The organism is Agrobacterium sp. MCAB5, assembly GCF_052114365.1.
Classification (GTDB): Bacteria; Pseudomonadota; Alphaproteobacteria; order Rhizobiales; family Rhizobiaceae; genus Agrobacterium; species Agrobacterium tumefaciens.
Genome location: NZ_JBFREP010000001.1, coordinates 233,000 through 249,944, shown reverse-complemented (window position 1 = coordinate 249,944; position 16,945 = coordinate 233,000). Strand labels below are relative to the sequence as shown.

The window sequence follows — 16,945 nt, the reverse complement described above, 5'->3', positions numbered from 1 at the left end:
CTCCCCCCTCAAAAAGCGTCGATGAAATGCTGCGGCAGGCGTCGTGGCAGGACTGCGACGATATCGAAACGCAACGAAAACCGCTCGGCATCCTTCCGGCGGGAGAGCCAAATATCGGCAGCCGCCCGAATGCGCTGTTGCGAACGGAAGCCGACCGCATCGACAGCCCCTGCACCGGAAGGCCGCGCCTTGACCTCGACGATGGCGACGACATCCTTTTTGCGGGCAATGAGATCGATTTCCCCCAGCCGGGTTCGATAACGAATGGCGAGAATGCGGTATCCCCGAAACAGCAGATAGAGTGCTGCCCAGTATTCCGCAGCGTGGCCGCGTCGCTCGGCCTTTCGTCTCTTGTTCGTTTGCCCGTCAGCGGCCATCCGCATCCTTCATATCCAGCAGCCGTTGATAAAGCTCCTTGCGCGGCAGGCCCGTCAGCTTTGCCGCCTCGGCTGCGGCCCTTGCGGCAGGCATGGTTGTGACAAGATCCTTCAGAAGTCTCTCGACATCCTCGATATCGGGAATTTCGTCATAAGAGGGCGGCTCTATCAGGAGCACGATCTCGCCCTTCACCACACGGTCCTCGTCGTAATATTCCGCAAGCTCGCCCAGCGTGCCACGCCGGAACTCCTCGAAAGTCTTGGTCAGCTCACGGCACACCACGGCGCGGCGATCGCGGCCAAGGACTTCCGATGCCACCTTTACGGAGGTGCCAATGCGGCGTGGCGATTCAAAAAACATGAGGGTGGCCGGAATTTTCGCAAGTTCGGCAAAACGGTCGCGCTTTCCGCGATCCTTTACCGGCAGAAAGCCCGCGAACAGAAAGGCGTCACTCGGCATGCCAGAACCGACAAGGGCAGCAAGCGGCGCAGATGCTCCCGGCACCGGCACGACGCGATGACCGGCCTCCAGCGCGAGCTGACCAAGGCGATAACCGGGATCGGAGACGAGTGGCGTTCCGGCATCCGACACCAGCGCCACGGATTTTCCGGCCTCCAAAGCGGCGATGAGTTTTGGTCCCGCTTCCTGCGCATTATGCTCGTGATAGGAGAGCGGACGTGTGCGGATACCGTAACGTTCGAGCAAAATGCGGGTGACGCGGGTATCCTCGCAGGCAAGGACGTCGGCCGAAGCCAGCGTTTCCAGCGCCCGGATGGTGATGTCGCCGAGATTGCCGATGGGGGTGGCCACGAGATAGAGCGCCGGCTCCAACGGCCGCGCCGGAATAGTGGCCGTGCCGATCCTGAAGCTCTTGGTCGCCTGTCCGGCGTCGCTGTTCGATATTTCTTCCGTCACACGGCTTCCAATCATTCTGGCCGATCATTCCCGGCCGGTCGCTCCAGTTTTACCCCTTTATGGGCAATAGAAAACCGGCGAACAAGGTCCACGGGCGGTCACAGGCTGTGGATCATGCTGTATAGCAGCAAAATGACCGGCGGCAGATGCACTCGGCTCTTGCATTTTCTGCAATAACTCTGCCATTTTGCCCGTCCACATTATCCGGCGTTCCGGCCGGTCAAGACTCTTCTTACCGATCCGGCGGTGGCCGGGTCGCAACGGTTGAAAGCGGTAGCGTCCATGCGTATTACTCTTGAGCGGTCGAACCTTCTTAAATCGCTGAACCACGTCCACAGGGTCGTCGAGCGTCGTAACACGATCCCGATCCTGTCCAACGTTCTGCTGCGCGCATCCGGCGCCAATCTGGATATGAAGGCGACCGACCTCGACCTCGAAATCACCGAAGCGACGCCGGCCATGGTGGAGCAGGCGGGCGCGACCACCGTGCCGGCGCATCTGCTTTATGAAATCGTGCGCAAGCTGCCGGATGGTTCCGAAGTGCTTCTGGCCACCAATCCGGATGGCTCCACAATGACGGTTGCTTCCGGCCGTTCGAAATTCTCGCTGCAATGCCTTCCAGAAACCGATTTCCCGGATCTGACCGCCGGTACCTTCAGCCATACCTTCAAACTGAAGGCGACCGACCTGAAGATGCTGATCGACCGGACGCAATTTGCGATTTCGACCGAAGAGACACGCTATTATCTGAACGGCATCTTCTTCCACACCATCGAAAGCAACGGCGACCTCAAGCTGCGCGCAGTCGCGACGGACGGTCACCGCCTTGCGCGCGCCGATGTGGATGCGCCTTCCGGCTCCGAAGGCATGCCGGGCATCATCATTCCGCGCAAGACCGTCGGCGAATTGCAGAAGCTGATGGACAATCCCGAACTTGATGTCACTGTTGAGGTATCGGACGCGAAAATCCGCCTGACAATCGGCTCGGTCGTTTTGACCTCGAAGCTGATCGACGGCACCTTCCCGGATTACCAGCGCGTCATCCCCACCGGCAACGACAAGGAAATGCGCGTCGATTGCCAGACCTTCGCCCGTGCGGTCGATCGCGTGTCGACCATCTCGTCCGAGCGTGGCCGCGCCGTGAAGCTGGCGTTGACCAACGGCCAGCTGACGCTGACCGTCAACAATCCGGATTCCGGCAGTGCGACGGAAGAAGTGGCTGTCGGTTACGACAATGATTCGATGGAAATCGGCTTCAATGCCAAATATCTCCTCGACATCACCTCGCAGCTTTCCGGTGAAGACGCGATTTTCCTTCTGGCGGATGCGGGCTCGCCAACGCTCGTTCGCGACACCGCCGGCGACGATGCGCTTTATGTTCTGATGCCGATGCGCGTTTAAAGTGGACTTTTTTTCTTCAAATCAATCAAAAAACGCCGGTGGATCGCTCCACCGGCGTTTTTTGATTCGGCGCAGACAGATTTCTAACGCTAAACGAATTTTTCCAATTACGACATTTTGCCTTGTTTTAGCGCCAAATGAGATCAACAGTGCGTAACATTTTTTTGACAATGACCAAAATACATCCGAGGGGAATTATGGCACTCAACCTGAAGCAACGCTTTGAAAGAAAATTTGAGGAAGAAATCCGCTTTTTCAAAGGCATGGTCAGCCAGCCGAAAAAGGTCGGAGCCATCGTCCCGACATCCTCCATCACGGCAAGAAAAATGGCGAGTGTCATCGACCCGCATTCAGACTTGCCAGTTCTCGAACTCGGCCCCGGTACCGGTGTCATCACCAAGGCCATTCTGGCACGCGGCATCAAGCCGGAGCGCCTGACGGCCATCGAATATTCGACCGATTTCTACAACCAGCTTCTCAGAAGTTATCCGGGCGTCAACTTCATCAATGGCGATGCCTTCGATCTGAATGCGACACTTGGCGAGCACCAGGGCCAGATGTTCGACAGCGTCATTTCCGCCGTACCGATGCTGAATTTTCCGATGGCCGCCCGCATCAAGCTTCTCGACGAATTGCTGAAACGCGTGCCGCACGGTCGCCCCGTCATACAGATATCCTACGGTCCGATTTCCCCGATCGTTGCGCAGCCGCATCTCTACCACATCCGCCATTTCGATTTCATCGTGCGCAACATTCCTCCGGCGCAATTGTGGACCTATACCCGGGCCTGATCACACGGCAGAGTGGGCAAAGGCCGTCATTTCCCGGTCGTGACAGATGGTTAGGGTACTGATTTGCCCTTCCATCGCCATTGAGGACCGTTCCCATGCACGCCCTTTACATTACCCATCCCCAGGTCCGGATCGATCCGGCGGTTCCGGTTCCGGAATGGGGACTTTCGGACTTGGGTGCACGGCGGGCGTGTGAGGCAAGCCGCCTGCCATGGGCACGCGCATTGCGCCGGATCGTGTCGAGCGCGGAAACCAAAGCCATCGAAACCGCCCGAATCCTTGCTGAAACATCCGGCGCGGATATTGAGATCATCGAGGCGATGCATGAGAACGACCGGTCGGCCACAGGCTTCCTGACGCCGCCGGAATTCGAAAAGGCCGCCGACTGGTTTTTTGCCCATCCGCGAGAAAGCTTCCACGGCTGGGAACGGGCAATCGATGCGCAGGCGCGAATTGTTAACGCCGTCACGGCCGTTCTAGGCCGGCACGACCCGCAACAGCCGATTGCCTTTGTCGGCCATGGCGGCGTCGGCACGCTTTTGAAATGCCATATCGAAGGCGTCGGCATCAGTCGCAGCAAGGACCAGCCACCCGGCGGCGGCAATCTTTTCCGGTTCCCAATCGCCGAATTTTCACTTGCAGCTCAGCGCCCCACATGCGACTGGACGGCAATGGAAACATGGCAGGGATAAGACAATGACCGCGCGCGAAAAACTGATCGTCGGGCTCGATGTTCCGACTGTGCAACAAGCTGAAGACATCGTGTCGAAGATTGGCGATGAGGTTCTGTTCTACAAGATCGGCTATCAGCTGGTATTTGCCGGTGGTCTCGAATTCGCCCGCGACCTTGCCCAGAGCGGCAAGAAAGTCTTTCTCGACATGAAACTGCTCGACATCGACAACACCGTCGCCTCCGGCGTCGAAAACATCGCCCGCATGGGCATGTCGATGCTGACCCTGCATGCCTACCCGAAAGCCATGCGCGCCGCAGTCAAGGCAGCCGAAGGCTCTGGCCTCTGCCTGCTTGGTGTCACCGTGCTAACCTCGATGGATGATGCCGATCTTGCGGAAGCCGGCTATGCATCGGATGCCCGTTCGCTGGTGCTGCGCCGTGCGGAACAGGCGCGCGAGGCGGGCATGGGCGGCATCGTCTGTTCGGCAGAGGAATCGACGGCGGTGCGTGAAATCTTGGGCCCCGACCTTGCCGTCGTCACCCCAGGTATTCGCCCGGCCGGTGCCGAGGCGGGAGACCAGAAGCGCGTGATGACGCCTTTTGACGCCATCAAGGCCGGTTCGAGCCATCTGGTTGTCGGCCGCCCCATCGTCAGAGCAGAAGATCCGAAAGCAGCAGCCCGCGCCATTCTTGACGACATGCTGCGCGCCAGCTTTCCGGCAAATCAATAAGGACCATGGGAGGAGACGAAATGGCAAAGGGTTACTGGATAGCGCGCGTGGATGTACGCGACAACGAACGCTACAAGGACTACGTGTCGACTGCGAAGCCCGCTTTCGAGAGGTTCGGCGCCAACTTTCTCGCCCGCGGCGGTGCGTTGACCGAACTTGAAGGCAAGGCACGCGCACGCAACGTCATCATCGAATTCCCCTCTGTGCAGCACGCGATCGATTGCTACAACTCGCCCGAATACCAGGCGGCGGCCAAAATCCGTCAGGAAGTCGCCGACGCGGAGATGATGATCGTCGAAGGAATTTGACGGTCGTCAACCGCATTTCCAAAACTAGTCCCGTGCCTGGTGACAACGTCTCTTCACGCGCGCACGGCTTTGGGCTAATAGACTGAAAAACGCTTTATCGACAGCTTCTGAGGAGCCTCCCATGACCTTGGCCAACCTTCCACCCCTCGTCACCGTTTTCGGCGGTTCGGGTTTCGTCGGGCGGCATGTCGTGCGGATGCTCGCCAAGCGCGGTTATCGCATCCGCGTTGCCGTGCGCCGTCCCGATCTTGCTGGTTTCCTGCAGCCGCTCGGCAATGTCGGCCAGATCTCGTTTGCCCAGGCGAACCTGCGGTATCGCGACTCCATCGTCAAAGCCATCGAAGACGCCGACCACGTGGTCAATTGCGTTGGCATTCTGGCCGAAAGCGGCCGCAACACCTTTGACGCCGTGCAGGAATTCGGCGCGAAAGCCATTGCCGAGGCAGCCCGCAACGCCGGTGCAACGCTGACGCACATCTCCGCCATCGGTGCCGATGCCAATTCGTCGACCGGCTACGGCCGCACAAAGGGCCGCGCCGAGGCAGCAATCCATTCCGTTCTGCCCGGCGCCGTAATCCTGCGTCCTTCGATCATCTTTGGACCGGAAGACGACTTCTTCAATAAATTCGCCAAGATGGCCCGCAGCCTGCCGTTCCTGCCGCTGATCGGCGGCGGAAAAACCAAGTTTCAGCCGGTCTATGTCGAAGATGTAGCAGAAGCCGTTGCCCGCAACGTGGATGGCAAGCTGAAGCCCGGCGCCATCTATGAACTGGGTGGCCAGGACGTCATGACGTTCCGCGACTGTCTTGAGGCGGTTCTTGCCGCAACCTACCGTCAGCGTCCTTTCGTCAACCTGCCTTTCGGCGTCGCCTCAATGATCGGAAAAATCGCTTCGCTGGTGCCGCTGATTACGCCGCCGCTGACTGTCGATCAGGTGACCATGCTGAAAAAGGATAATGTCGTTTCCGCTGACGCGGAAAAGAACGGCCTGACCCTGGAAGGCATCGGCATTACGCCCGTTCGCGTTGCTTCCGTCCTGCCGTCCTACATGGTGCACTATCGCCCGCACGGACAGTTCTCGAACGCCGGAAAAGCAGCATAAGCCTACCGTCGCGCATTAACGATCTGAACGAAAGCGGGAACCATTCCCGCTTTTTGTTTTTGCGCAATTCAATCGCAACCAAACCGCTATTGGCGCATTTCCCCCTCAACTGCAGGGGAGGTGCACCATCGACTGAAGCTGTTTTGAACAGTCGGGTAAAAGTTAACGGCAAAGTGGCCTCCACAGCCAAGCGTGGCACAAGCGCAACTGTGGAAAAGACTTCGCATTAACCCGGTATTCAGCAAGCCGCTTTATTGATAATGGCCACATTCCTAACATATCCAGAACCCTCACTTCACACACGGCGGCGTAATCCGCGCGAACGAACGTCTGAAAGGCAATAATAAAATGGGCAGATCTATCGCACTCTTTTTTGCGTGTGCGGCTTTGGTGGTTCTGGCGGGTTCTTTCATGGCGCCGGGCACGGTTGCAGCGGGTAAGAGCGGTTGCGCTCCCGCCTACGGTGTCGACCCTTGCGCAACGGCTTCGATCAGCACGAACTGATCAGCTTTCACAAGTCTCAAATAAAAAGCGCCTCCGGATTCTCCGGGGCGCTTTTTATTTTGTCCGTGCATTGGAAACGAACGGCTACTTTAAAGCTCGGCTCAACGGTAGAGCAGAAGTGCCGCCAGACCCAGCGAGCCGATGACGATGCGCCACCAGGCAAAGGGTGCAAAACCGCGTCGCGAGACGAAGTCCAGCAGCGAGCGCACGACGAACAGGCCGGAGACGAAAGCGGCGATGAAGCCTACGGCAATCAGTGCACTGTCATCGAAGCTCAGCGCATCGCGGTTCTTGTAGAGATCGAGCACAAACGCGCCGAGCATGGTCGGCATCGCCAGGAAAAACGAGAATTCGGCGGCGGAGCGCTTGTCCGTGCCCATCAACACCGCGCCGACAATGGTAGCGCCGGACCGGGAGGTGCCCGGAACCATCGCAAGGCACTGGAACAGACCGATCTTGAAGGCAAGCGACGGCGGATAATCCATGATGTCGGTATATCTGGGCTTCAGCGGCATCCGGTCGACGGCCAGCAATATGACGCCGCCGATAACCAGCACGATACAGATGAGGATGGGTGTTTCGAACAGCACCGTCTTGATGAAGTCATGCGCCAGAGCGCCGATCACCGCCGCCGGCAGGAAGGCGACAGCGACAGCAAGCACGAAGCGGCGCGCTTTGGCACTTGTTGGCATCGCCATGGCGATCGACACAAGCTTCTGAAAATAAACAAGAAGGATAGCAATGATCGCGCCGAGCTGAATGAGAACGGCAAAGGTGTTGCCCGGCGATTTGAAGCCGAGAAAATGCCCGGCCAGCAGCACATGCGCCGTTGAGGAAACGGGAATGAACTCCGTAAGACCCTCGATAATGCCCAGCAAAAGCGCGCTGATGATCGATTGGTCACCCATGAGGTATCCTTTTTTCAGGGGGAAGCGGGAATGGAAAGCAATTGCGTTAAACTTGTTTTAAAGTAGCCAAGCTCTTATAGCGTCTTGATGAAGCGAAACTGAAAAAGTTTTCCGGCAATTGTCGATCATGACAACCAATCGTAAAAATTGAGTACCGATGCCAACTCTCTATCACTCTCCCATGTCGACCGCATCCCGGTTCGTTCGTCTGATCCTTTCGGAATACGGGTTCCAGACCGATCTCGTGGAGGAGCAGCCGTGGGAAAGAAGACGGGAGTTTCTGGCGCTGAATCCGGCGGGCACCCTGCCGGTCTATCTCGATGACAATATGCGCTCTCTCAGCGGTCCCTACGTGCTCGCCGAGTTTCTCGACGAAACGCACGGGGTTTTGAAGCGTGACCGGCGATTGCTGGCGGAAGACCCGTTTCAGCGGGCGGAAATCCGCCGCTTGACCGAGTGGTTCCTGCAGAAGATGGAAAACGATGTGACCCGACCGCTGGTGCGGGAGCGGGTTTATAAATTGCAGATGACGGCGGCGCAGGGTGGTGGCCCCCCGGATTCCAAGCTTCTGCGCACCGCGCGTAACAATGTTCGTCAGCACATCAAATATCTGGAATGGCTGGCGGGTTCGCGCACTTGGCTGGCGGGCGACCGGTTGAGTTATGCCGACCTTGCCGCCGCCGCCTCTGTCTCAGTGCTGGATTATCTCGGCGAAATCAACTGGCTTGAAGCGCCCATTGCCAAGGAGTGGTATCAGCGGCTGAAATCGCGCCCGTCCTTCCGGCCGTTCCTCAGCGAGCGCATTCCGCGCCTTGCCCCCTCCTCCCACTACGCCGATCTGGATTTCTAAGTTTCGGCCTCCCGGTTATTTGCTGCGGCGTGTAGCTACGCATATATATGTCGCAGAGTAACCCGCAGGAGAAACGACCATCGACGTTGCCAGCGACAAGCAGCGGATACGCGCTCGCAAACTGACGGACTTCGTTCGTCAGGAGGCGCTTTCGCTCGGCTTCGATCTCTGTCGTATCACCGCGCCGGACAGCATTCCGCTGGCACCAGGACGGCTGAGGCAGTTTCTGGATAAGGGCTATCATGGCACGATGGCGTGGATGGAGGAGACCGAGGCCCGTCGCGCCGAGCCGAAAACGCTGTGGGGCGACGTGCGCTCCATTGTCATGTTCGGGCTGAATTACGGGCCTGAAGAAGATCCTCGCGGCGTTCTGTCCAAAGCCGACAAGGCAGCCATTTCGGTCTATGCCCGCAACCGCGACTATCACGACGTCATAAAAGGGCGACTGAAAGAAATCGCCACCCGTTTTGCCGCGCGCGCCGGCGAGGACGTGAAGGTCTTCGTTGACACTGCGCCGGTGATGGAAAAACCACTTGCCGCAGCCGCGGGTCTCGGCTGGCAGGGCAAACATACCAATCTGGTCAGCCGCACCCATGGTTCCTGGCTGTTTCTCGGCAGCATGTTCACCACCGCCGAGCTTTGTCTTGATGAGGCCGAGAAGGACCATTGCGGCTCCTGTCGCGCATGTCTCGATGCCTGTCCGACGGCAGCCTTCCCCGCCCCCTACCAGCTGGACGCCCGCCGCTGCATCTCCTACCTCACCATTGAGCACAGAGGCGTCATCCCGCACGAGTTCCGGCCGATGATAGGCAACCGCATCTATGGCTGCGACGATTGCCTTGCCGCCTGTCCCTGGAACAAATTCGCGGCCAGCGCCTCCGAGATGAAGCTGCAGGCGCGCGAGGATTTGAAGGAACCTTCCATCGCCTTCCTGCTGACGCTGGACGACGCTGCCTTCCGCAGCTTCTTCAGCGGCTCACCGGTCAAGCGCATCGGGCGTAACCGCTTCATCCGCAATGTGCTGATAGCGGCTGGAAACTCGCGCGACCGGCAATTCGTGCAGCAATGCAAGTCTCTCGCCGAAAAAGACCAGGCACCGGAGGTGCGCGGCATGGCCGCATGGGCTTTGTCGCAGCTTATGGACAGCGAGGAATTCCGTGCATACTCTGCCGGCCGCGCCCCGGAGCCTGATCCAGAGGCGGAAATGGAATGGCAACTGGCAGAGGCATGACCCATGCATGTGATGATTTTCGGCGCAGGATATTCGGGCAAGGCCATCGCAAACGCGCTGAAAACCGAAGCTGCAACGATATCGGGCACCACGCGCAGCACTGACAAGTTCGCAAGCCTTGCTGCAACTGGCATGACACCCTTCCTGTTTGACGGTGCCCATCTTAATGACGATCTCATCGCCACAATGGCCAATGTCACCCATCTCGTGCAGTCCATCGCGCCGGGGAAGGATGGAGATCCACTGCTTGCGCTTTTGGGCGACGACCTGAAACGGCTTCTGCCCAAGCTTGAATGGATCGCTTATCTTTCCACCGTTGGCGTCTATGGCGACCATGACGGCGCATGGGTGGATGAGGAAACCCCGTGCCGCCCGGTTTCCGCCCGGTCAGTGGAACGCGTTGCTGCCGAAACCGCCTGGGCTGCGGCTGCTGAAAAAGCGGGGGTGCCGCTTGCCATCTTGCGCCTTTCGGGAATTTACGGCCCCGGACGCAATAGTTTCATGAATTTCGAAAAGGGAACGGCGCGCAGGCTGGTGAAGAAAGACCAGGTGTTCAACCGCATCCGGGTTGAGGATATTGGTACGGCCCACGCCTTTCTGGCGCGGAGAAATGAACGCGGCGTCTTCAATGTGACGGATGATGAACCCGCTCCGCCGCAGGATGTGGTGAGCTTCGCCGCCACGTTGATGGGCGTTGAGCCGCCTCCCGAACAGGCATTCGAGACCGCCGATCTGACGCCGATGGCACGCTCCTTTTACGGCGAGAACAAGCGTGTTTCCAACGCCAGGATACGTGGCCTTGGTTTCGATTTCAGCTTCCCGGAGTACAAAATCTCCCTGACACAATTGTGGGAAAGCGGCCTCTGGCGGGGCTAAAAATCCCCCATTTAAAAGCGATGAAAAATCCTTCCAAACCCGTTTTTGAGGATGGTTTTGGTGGTTTTTCAGTCAATTAGGCTTTTATTAACCATGCAAAAATCGCTAAAATCGTAGCCATTAGAAAAATATTTCACTCACATTTCGTGAACTCGATTCACGAAGGCGTGACTTGTAACAGCATTTCCATTGAGCATTGATTCTGCGTCATTTTTTCCACTTTTCAACAATAAGGCACCGACGACACCTTTCCGGCTAACGATCACGAATGTTACAGTCTGTAACACTTCGTGATTTGAGGTCAGCTTTTTTTCGCCATTTTTCCCTCGCCCTACAATCTCGCATTCAAACGCGTTCAGGCCAGACAATGGCCGTTTAGCAAGGGCACAATCAATCGGCGCGGGGCCGATTTTCAGGGAAGCACAGTTTGTTGAATATCCGTCGTATAACTTTCACCGTCGCAACTATAGCCGCCTGTTCCATCATTGCGCCTCTTCAGGCGAATGCGGCAAATGGTTGTGGAGGGGCATCGTGGTATGCGTTGAGCTCCAAGACTGCTTCGGGCGAGCGTATGAACGCCGCCAACATGACCGCCGCTCACCGCTCGCTGCGGTTCGGCACCAAGGTCAAGGTTACCAATGCCCGTAACGGCAAGGCCGTTGTGGTGCGCATCAATGACCGCGGTCCGTTCATCAAGGGTCGCGTTCTCGATCTTTCCAAGGCCGCTGCCAAAAACATCGGCATGATCAGTTCCGGCACCGCCAAAGTCTGCTACGAGGTCGTCAGCGCCGATTGAGCCTTGCCCTTGCCGCCATTCGCGTCTACCAACCGGGCTAATCAGCAAAATGAGGTAGACAATGCGTTTGGGCGGGCGTTTGGCCGGAGCAATCGAAGTATTGGCGGATATTGAGGGACGCAGGCGTCCCGTTGCCGATGCTCTGAAGGACTGGGGACTTGCCCATCGTTTCGCAGGTTCGGGTGACAGGGCCGCGATCGGCAACATCGTCTATGACGCGCTGCGCATGAAACTGTCACACGCCTGGCTGATGGATGACGACAGCGCCGCCTCGCTTGGTTATGCAGTTCTGCTGCGCCAATGGGGCAAGAGCTTTTCGGAACTTGCGGCGGAATTCGACGGCGACAAATTTGCCCCTGCCGCGCCTGATGAAGAAAAGCAGAAAGCCTTTCTCTCCCGTTCTCTCGCCGATGCACCAGCCCATATTCAGGGCGACATTCCCGAATGGGTTCAAGCATCCTTCGAGACGGCGTTCGGAGAGGGCTGGCTTGCCGAGGCACAGGCGCTGAACCAGCGCCCGACACTCGATCTGCGGGCCAACACGCTGAAGGCCACTCGCGACAAGGTGCTGAAGGCACTGGAAGAGAGCGGTGCGGAAGCAACGCATATAGCCCGTCAGGGTGTCCGCATCCCCGCCGGCGAAGGCCCTTCCCGCCTGCCGAATGTGACCGCAGAACTGTCCTTCCAGAAAGGCTGGTTCGAAGTTCAGGACGAGGGATCGCAGATCGTTGCCGATCTTGCCGGCGCGCATGAAGGCGAACAGATCCTCGATTATTGCGCCGGTGGCGGCGGCAAGACGCTGGCCATGGCCGCCAGCATGAACAACAAGGGTCAGGTTCACGCCTTCGACGCGGATCGCAAGCGGCTCGCGCCGATTATCGAGCGGCTGAAACGAGCCGGCACGCGCAATGTGCAGGTTCACGACCGCGCAGCCGGACTTGTCCCGTTTCATGAAAAATTCGATCGCGTTCTGGTGGACGCCCCCTGCACTGGCACGGGAACATGGCGCCGGCGGCCTGACACCAAATGGCGGCTGACGACACGCAATCTGGAAGAACGGGTACAGCAGCAGGGCGAGGCCCTTTCGCAGGCCAAGGGTTTTGTGCGCCCCGGCGGCGAGCTGCTTTATGTCACCTGCTCGGTCCTGCCCGAGGAAAACGAGCAGCAGGTCACGCGCTTCTGCGAAGAAAATCCGCAATTCTATATCGGTTCGGCACTGGATCGCTGGCAGACGACTTTTGGCGGCAATGCAAACAAACCGCATTCCTCTGACGGCAAGACAGTGACGCTGACGCCTGCAACTACAGATACGGATGGTTTCTTCTTCTGCGTAATGAAACGCAAAGCGTGAAACAGGTTTTGCACGCGCTGATTTTACTTCGAAAAATATCGAGTAGCTTGTTTCAAAGCATTCTAAACTAGAATATTTGACACAAGTTTGCGATTGGGTCAGAACTCGCTTGCCGCAGCGTGAGGTTATTTCACGCCTGCCCAAGGAGAGGGATCATGATCCGCAAAACCATTCTCAGCGCGTCTTTCGCGCTTCTGGCCGCATCCGCGACCTTCACCGCGCTTCCCGCCAGCGCTGCGACCGACGCCGCCGCTGTCGTCAAGCATTACGCCGACGTCGCGCATGCGAAATACGAGGATTCGCTGACCACGGCGAAGGCGCTGGACAAGGCAATCGACGCGCTGATCGCAACACCGAGCGAAGGAACGCTGAAAGCTGCACGTGAAGCGTGGATCAAGGCGCGCGTTCCATACCAGCAATCGGAAGTCTATCGTTTCGGCAACCCTGTGGTCGACGCCTGGGAAGGCAAGGTAAACGCCTGGCCGCTGGATGAAGGCCTGATCGACTATGTCGACGGTTCCTACGGCACCGAGAGCGACGAGAACGAGCTTTACGTCGCAAACATCATCGCCAATCCGAAAATCAAGATCAGCGGCGAAGATGTCGATACCTCGAAGATCACCCCCGAACTGATCGAAAGCCTGCACGAGGCGGGCGATGTCGAAGCCAATGTGACGACCGGTTACCACGCCATCGAATTCCTGCTCTGGGGCCAGGACCTGAACGGCACCGGACCGGGTGCGGGCAACCGCCCCTATACCGACTACGACAAGAAGAATTGCACGAACGGCAATTGCGACCGCCGCGCCGATTACCTGAAGTCCGCCTCCACCCTGCTGATCAAGGATCTTCAGGAAATGGTGGACGCCTGGGCGCCGGAAGGCGAAGCCACCAAGACAGTGGAAGCCGACCCGAAAGCCGGCCTGACCGCCATTCTCACCGGCATGGGCTCTCTTTCCTATGGCGAGCTGGCAGGGGAGCGCATGAAGCTCGGCCTTCTGCTGCACGATCCGGAAGAGGAGCATGATTGCTTCTCAGACAATACCTATAATTCGCATCTTAACGACGCCATCGGCATCGCATCTGCCTATACCGGCGAATATACCCGTGTGGATGGAACGAAGATGACCGGCGCGTCGCTGTCGGAGCTGGTCGGCGCCAAGGACAAGGCGCTGAACGACGAGATGACGGCGAAGCTGAACAAGACGCTCGACGCCATGCATGCCATGGAAAAGCGTGCCCAGACGGTCGAGGCCTACGACCAGATGATCGGCGAAGGCAACAAGGAAGGCAACGCCGTGGTTCAGACGGCCATCGACGGCCTTCTCGACCAGACGAAAACCGTCGAACGCGTGATTGCGGCACTCGATCTCGGCAAGATCGAACTTGAGGGTTCCGCCAGCCTCGATAATCCGAACGCCGTCTTCAAATAAGAGCCAATGCGGGCCGCAGATCGCTGCGGCCCGCCATTCCCATGCTTTCCATGAACTCATCGCTGCCGCGGATCCGCAAGCCGTTCTTCTTCGCCGGGGCAGCCTGCCTTGTGGCATCGATGGTGCTTGCCGCGCCCCTTCGTGACGATCTGACGGAAAAAGACCAAAGCCGCGTTCAGGCTGTCACCGCGCCGACGATGGATTTTACCATGCCGGAGCCCTTCGAGGCCATGTCCGGCGGGGCAACGACCAGCACCCATAAAGCCGATAGCGGCGCGTTTTCGCATCCATCCGCAACAATGCCGTTTGAGCGAAAACAGGATTTCAAGCTCGGCAATGCGCTGTTCCAGAAGCTCTGGGTGTCTTCCCCCTCCTCCACGCAAGCCTCGGACGGGTTGGGGCCGCACTATAACGCCCGATCCTGCCAGGCCTGCCATGTGAAGGACGGCAGAGGCCGACCGCCACTTGCCGGCGAAAGTGCCGTCTCCCTGTTTCTGCGGCTGGCCCGGCCTGCCCGCAACGAGGCGGAACGGGCAGCGATTGCGCGCCACGAGGTGTTGAATTTTCCCGACGAGACCTATGGCCGGCAGCTTCAGAACCTTGCCATTCCCGGCCTCGCCGCAGAGGGCAAACCTGTCGTCACCTATATCGAGAAACCCGTGCGGCTGGCCGACGGCGAGGTGGTGATGCTTCGCAAGCCAGACTATGCCGTGGCAGGCCTGCACTATGGCCCCCTGGGCGTCGATACGACTTTGTCGGCGCGGATTGCAATGCCAACCCTTGGGCTTGGGCTGATCGAGGCCATTGCCGATGCCGATATTCTGGCCGGCGCCGATCCGGATGACAAAAATGGCGACGGCATTTCCGGGCGCCCTGCTTTTGTACGGGATCACCGGACCGGCGAACTGAAGCTCGGCAGATTTGGCTGGAAAGCCCAGAACGCCAGCGTCCGCGACCAGAGCGCCAGCGCCTTCTCCCACGATATCGGCATTTCCACGCCGGATGCACAAAACGCCTATGGTGATTGCACCGACGTTCAAAAAGACTGTCTTGCCATGCCGACCGGCGTGCAGCCACGGCTTGGGCCAGTGGAAGCGCCGGACCCCATTCTCGATCTCGTGACCTTTTACACCGAAAACCTTGCAGTGCCGCAGCGCCGCGATGTGGGTGATCCCACCGTGTTGCGGGGAAAGCAGCTTTTTTACGCATCTGGCTGCACATCCTGCCATACACCGAAATTCGTCACCCGCCGTGACGCTGCCGACCCCATGCAGTCTTTCCAGCTGATCTGGCCCTATTCGGATTTTCTGCTGCACGACATGGGAGAGGAGCTTGCCGACGGCCAGCAGGTGGGCGAAGCAAGCGGGCAGGAATGGCGAACCCAGCCGCTCTGGGGTATCGGTCTGACGCGAAGCGTGAATGGCAACGGCTTTTACCTGCATGACGGGCGGGCGCGCAGCCTGACAGAAGCGATACTATGGCACGGCGGCGAAGCGCAAAAAGCGCGCGATGCCTTTGCCGCCTTGCAAAAATCCGACCGGCAGGCTTTGCTGGCTTTTCTGGAGTCCCTTTGATGAAAAATGCCATGCGAAAAATACCCGGTCTCATCTCCGTGCTGCTGCTTTTGGGTATGCGGCCCGCAATGGCGCAGGATGTGGAGCTGATGCCGCCGCCACCGCTCGACGCCGTACAGGTCCGGGGCGTGATGGAAAAAGCGGTGAACGGTTTCATCCGTCCCGGCTATGACCACTTCCGGCAATCGGCAGAGAAGCTGGAAGGCAGCATGAAGGCTTTCTGCGCCGCCCCTTCCAAAACGACGGATGAGGCGGCCAAAGCGGCCTTTGCCGATACGGTCTCCAGCTGGTCAACCATCGAGATCGTCCGGGTCGGTCCGGTGATCGAGCACAACCGCTTCGAACGTGTGCTCTATTACCCAGACAAGAAGGGTCTTGGCCTGAAACAGGTACAGCGTTACCTTGCGGAAAAGGACGAAAGCGTCACCAGCGCCGAGAGCCTGAAGGGCAAGAGTGTCGCAGCGCAGGGCCTCGGCGCGCTGGAATTCGTGCTCTACGGCACCGATGCGGGTGATCTGTTCGACAAGAAGGGCGATTTCCGTTGCCGTTATGGCGCGGCGATTGCCGGCAACGTTGCCAATGTGGCGGCGGAGCTTTCTGACAGCTGGAACGCACCTGACGGCGCGCAGAAAAACTGGACGCAGCCCGGCGCGGATAATCCCGTCTTTCGCGATGAGCGTGAGGCGCTGGTTGCCCTGCTTGGCATTCTCGTGCACGGCGCCGAAGCAATCCGCGACCAGCGCATAGAGACGTTCTACAAAGGGCCGGACAAGGCGAAGTTTCCCCGCACGGCGATCTACTGGCGGTCCGGCCTGACGTGGAAAAGCATTGCCGCAAACATCAAGGCCGTTCAAACCCTCCTGCACACGGCCGATATGGTCGAACTCGTGCCATCCGACCAGCGCTCCATCGTCAACTCCATCGATTTCATCGCCAAATCGATGATCCGCATTGCCGGAACGATTGATACCAACGTGGAAAAGGCCCTTGATGACGACCAGCAACGCGCCAAGGTGGATTACCTGCTGCTGAACGGCAAAGACCTGATCTACCGCCTCAACGACCAGTATGGCGGCGCAATCGGTCTCAGCTCCGGCTTTTCCTTCGCCGACGGAGACTGAGG

The 16,945-nt window shown here is 58.6% G+C and carries 17 protein-coding genes; 14 read left to right on the top strand and 3 right to left on the bottom strand.

The window, feature by feature from the left end:
* Positions 1 to 8: 8 nt before the first annotated feature.
* Both AB4Z23_RS01250 and rsmI read right to left on the bottom strand, forming a co-directional pair.
* A complete protein-coding gene (locus AB4Z23_RS01250) occupies positions 9 to 377 on the bottom strand; it encodes a YraN family protein (protein ID WP_019564450.1) in 369 nt (122 codons plus the stop codon).
* Positions 367 to 1,308, bottom strand: a complete 942-nt coding sequence (gene rsmI, locus AB4Z23_RS01245) for a 16S rRNA (cytidine(1402)-2'-O)-methyltransferase (RefSeq protein WP_003514706.1) — start codon at positions 1,306 to 1,308, stop codon at positions 367 to 369. Before rsmI ends, AB4Z23_RS01250 begins: the two co-directional genes overlap by 11 nt.
* Before the next feature lie 267 nt (positions 1,309 to 1,575).
* On the opposite strand from rsmI, the gene dnaN reads away from it, so the two are divergent.
* The 6 genes from dnaN (at position 1,576) to AB4Z23_RS01215 (ending at position 6,299) form a co-directional block, all read left to right on the top strand.
* Positions 1,576 to 2,694 (top strand): DNA polymerase III subunit beta, encoded by a 1,119-nt coding sequence (dnaN, locus tag AB4Z23_RS01240; RefSeq protein WP_003514704.1) that lies wholly within the window; start codon positions 1,576 to 1,578, stop codon positions 2,692 to 2,694.
* A gap of 197 nt (positions 2,695 to 2,891) precedes the next feature.
* On the top strand, positions 2,892 to 3,485 hold the full coding sequence (pmtA, locus tag AB4Z23_RS01235) for a phospholipid N-methyltransferase PmtA (protein ID WP_003514702.1): 594 nt from the start codon (positions 2,892 to 2,894) through the stop codon (positions 3,483 to 3,485).
* A 95-nt stretch (positions 3,486 to 3,580) separates the two neighbouring features.
* Positions 3,581 to 4,177, top strand: a complete 597-nt coding sequence (locus AB4Z23_RS01230) for a histidine phosphatase family protein (protein ID WP_019564451.1) — start codon at positions 3,581 to 3,583, stop codon at positions 4,175 to 4,177.
* A 4-nt stretch (positions 4,178 to 4,181) separates the two neighbouring features.
* Positions 4,182 to 4,889: an orotidine-5'-phosphate decarboxylase gene (pyrF, locus tag AB4Z23_RS01225; RefSeq protein WP_038489600.1), complete on the top strand. Its 708-nt coding sequence runs from the start codon at positions 4,182 to 4,184 to the stop codon at positions 4,887 to 4,889.
* A 20-nt stretch (positions 4,890 to 4,909) separates the two neighbouring features.
* Positions 4,910 to 5,197, top strand: coding sequence for a DUF1330 domain-containing protein (locus tag AB4Z23_RS01220; protein WP_003514697.1), 288 nt, complete (start codon positions 4,910 to 4,912; stop codon positions 5,195 to 5,197).
* A 121-nt stretch (positions 5,198 to 5,318) separates the two neighbouring features.
* Positions 5,319 to 6,299 (top strand): complex I NDUFA9 subunit family protein, encoded by a 981-nt coding sequence (locus AB4Z23_RS01215; RefSeq protein WP_174049138.1) that lies wholly within the window; start codon positions 5,319 to 5,321, stop codon positions 6,297 to 6,299.
* A 605-nt stretch (positions 6,300 to 6,904) separates the two neighbouring features.
* Here AB4Z23_RS01215 and AB4Z23_RS01210 read toward each other — a convergent pair.
* Positions 6,905 to 7,711 carry an undecaprenyl-diphosphate phosphatase gene (locus AB4Z23_RS01210; protein WP_441359970.1) on the bottom strand — a complete coding sequence of 269 codons (807 nt, stop codon included), beginning with the start codon at positions 7,709 to 7,711 and terminating at the stop codon, positions 6,905 to 6,907.
* A gap of 157 nt (positions 7,712 to 7,868) precedes the next feature.
* Here AB4Z23_RS01210 and AB4Z23_RS01205 point away from each other — a divergent pair, with 157 nt between their 5' ends.
* The 8 genes from AB4Z23_RS01205 to AB4Z23_RS01170 all read left to right on the top strand — a co-directional run bounded on the left by AB4Z23_RS01205 (position 7,869) and on the right by AB4Z23_RS01170 (position 16,943).
* Positions 7,869 to 8,561: a glutathione S-transferase family protein gene (locus AB4Z23_RS01205; protein ID WP_003514689.1), complete on the top strand. Its 693-nt coding sequence runs from the start codon at positions 7,869 to 7,871 to the stop codon at positions 8,559 to 8,561.
* A gap of 79 nt (positions 8,562 to 8,640) precedes the next feature.
* Entirely contained in the window at positions 8,641 to 9,792 is a 1,152-nt protein-coding gene (queG, locus tag AB4Z23_RS01200) for a tRNA epoxyqueuosine(34) reductase QueG (protein ID WP_421476045.1), read from the top strand.
* Between the two features lie 3 nt (positions 9,793 to 9,795).
* Positions 9,796 to 10,668, top strand: a complete 873-nt coding sequence (locus AB4Z23_RS01195) for an SDR family oxidoreductase (protein ID WP_174042098.1) — start codon at positions 9,796 to 9,798, stop codon at positions 10,666 to 10,668.
* A 427-nt stretch (positions 10,669 to 11,095) separates the two neighbouring features.
* Entirely contained in the window at positions 11,096 to 11,464 is a 369-nt protein-coding gene (locus AB4Z23_RS01190; protein WP_013635343.1) for a septal ring lytic transglycosylase RlpA family protein, read from the top strand.
* A 61-nt stretch (positions 11,465 to 11,525) separates the two neighbouring features.
* A complete protein-coding gene (locus AB4Z23_RS01185) occupies positions 11,526 to 12,815 on the top strand; it encodes an RsmB/NOP family class I SAM-dependent RNA methyltransferase (protein ID WP_013635342.1) in 1,290 nt (429 codons plus the stop codon).
* A 155-nt stretch (positions 12,816 to 12,970) separates the two neighbouring features.
* On the top strand, positions 12,971 to 14,248 hold the full coding sequence (locus AB4Z23_RS01180; protein WP_421475980.1) for an imelysin family protein: 1,278 nt from the start codon (positions 12,971 to 12,973) through the stop codon (positions 14,246 to 14,248).
* Between the two features lie 41 nt (positions 14,249 to 14,289).
* On the top strand, positions 14,290 to 15,822 hold the full coding sequence (locus AB4Z23_RS01175) for a di-heme oxidoreductase family protein (RefSeq protein WP_421475982.1): 1,533 nt from the start codon (positions 14,290 to 14,292) through the stop codon (positions 15,820 to 15,822).
* A complete protein-coding gene (locus AB4Z23_RS01170; protein ID WP_112752239.1) occupies positions 15,822 to 16,943 on the top strand; it encodes an imelysin family protein in 1,122 nt (373 codons plus the stop codon). The genes AB4Z23_RS01175 and AB4Z23_RS01170 overlap by 1 nt, the downstream gene beginning before the upstream one ends.
* The last annotated feature ends 2 nt before the right edge of the window (positions 16,944 to 16,945 follow it).

Coding starts and splice junctions, on each gene's coding strand:
- AB4Z23_RS01250 (WP_019564450.1), bottom strand. CDS start 377: ATGGCCGCTGACGGGCAAACGAACAAGAGACGAAAGGCCGAGCGACGC.
- rsmI (WP_003514706.1), bottom strand. CDS start 1,308: ATGATTGGAAGCCGTGTGACGGAAGAAATATCGAACAGCGACGCCGGA.
- dnaN (WP_003514704.1), top strand. CDS start 1,576: ATGCGTATTACTCTTGAGCGGTCGAACCTTCTTAAATCGCTGAACCAC.
- pmtA (WP_003514702.1), top strand. CDS start 2,892: ATGGCACTCAACCTGAAGCAACGCTTTGAAAGAAAATTTGAGGAAGAA.
- AB4Z23_RS01230 (WP_019564451.1), top strand. CDS start 3,581: ATGCACGCCCTTTACATTACCCATCCCCAGGTCCGGATCGATCCGGCG.
- pyrF (WP_038489600.1), top strand. CDS start 4,182: ATGACCGCGCGCGAAAAACTGATCGTCGGGCTCGATGTTCCGACTGTG.
- AB4Z23_RS01220 (WP_003514697.1), top strand. CDS start 4,910: ATGGCAAAGGGTTACTGGATAGCGCGCGTGGATGTACGCGACAACGAA.
- AB4Z23_RS01215 (WP_174049138.1), top strand. CDS start 5,319: ATGACCTTGGCCAACCTTCCACCCCTCGTCACCGTTTTCGGCGGTTCG.
- AB4Z23_RS01210 (WP_441359970.1), bottom strand. CDS start 7,711: ATGGGTGACCAATCGATCATCAGCGCGCTTTTGCTGGGCATTATCGAG.
- AB4Z23_RS01205 (WP_003514689.1), top strand. CDS start 7,869: ATGCCAACTCTCTATCACTCTCCCATGTCGACCGCATCCCGGTTCGTT.
- AB4Z23_RS01195 (WP_174042098.1), top strand. CDS start 9,796: ATGCATGTGATGATTTTCGGCGCAGGATATTCGGGCAAGGCCATCGCA.
- AB4Z23_RS01185 (WP_013635342.1), top strand. CDS start 11,526: ATGCGTTTGGGCGGGCGTTTGGCCGGAGCAATCGAAGTATTGGCGGAT.
- AB4Z23_RS01180 (WP_421475980.1), top strand. CDS start 12,971: ATGATCCGCAAAACCATTCTCAGCGCGTCTTTCGCGCTTCTGGCCGCA.
- AB4Z23_RS01175 (WP_421475982.1), top strand. CDS start 14,290: ATGCTTTCCATGAACTCATCGCTGCCGCGGATCCGCAAGCCGTTCTTC.
- AB4Z23_RS01170 (WP_112752239.1), top strand. CDS start 15,822: ATGAAAAATGCCATGCGAAAAATACCCGGTCTCATCTCCGTGCTGCTG.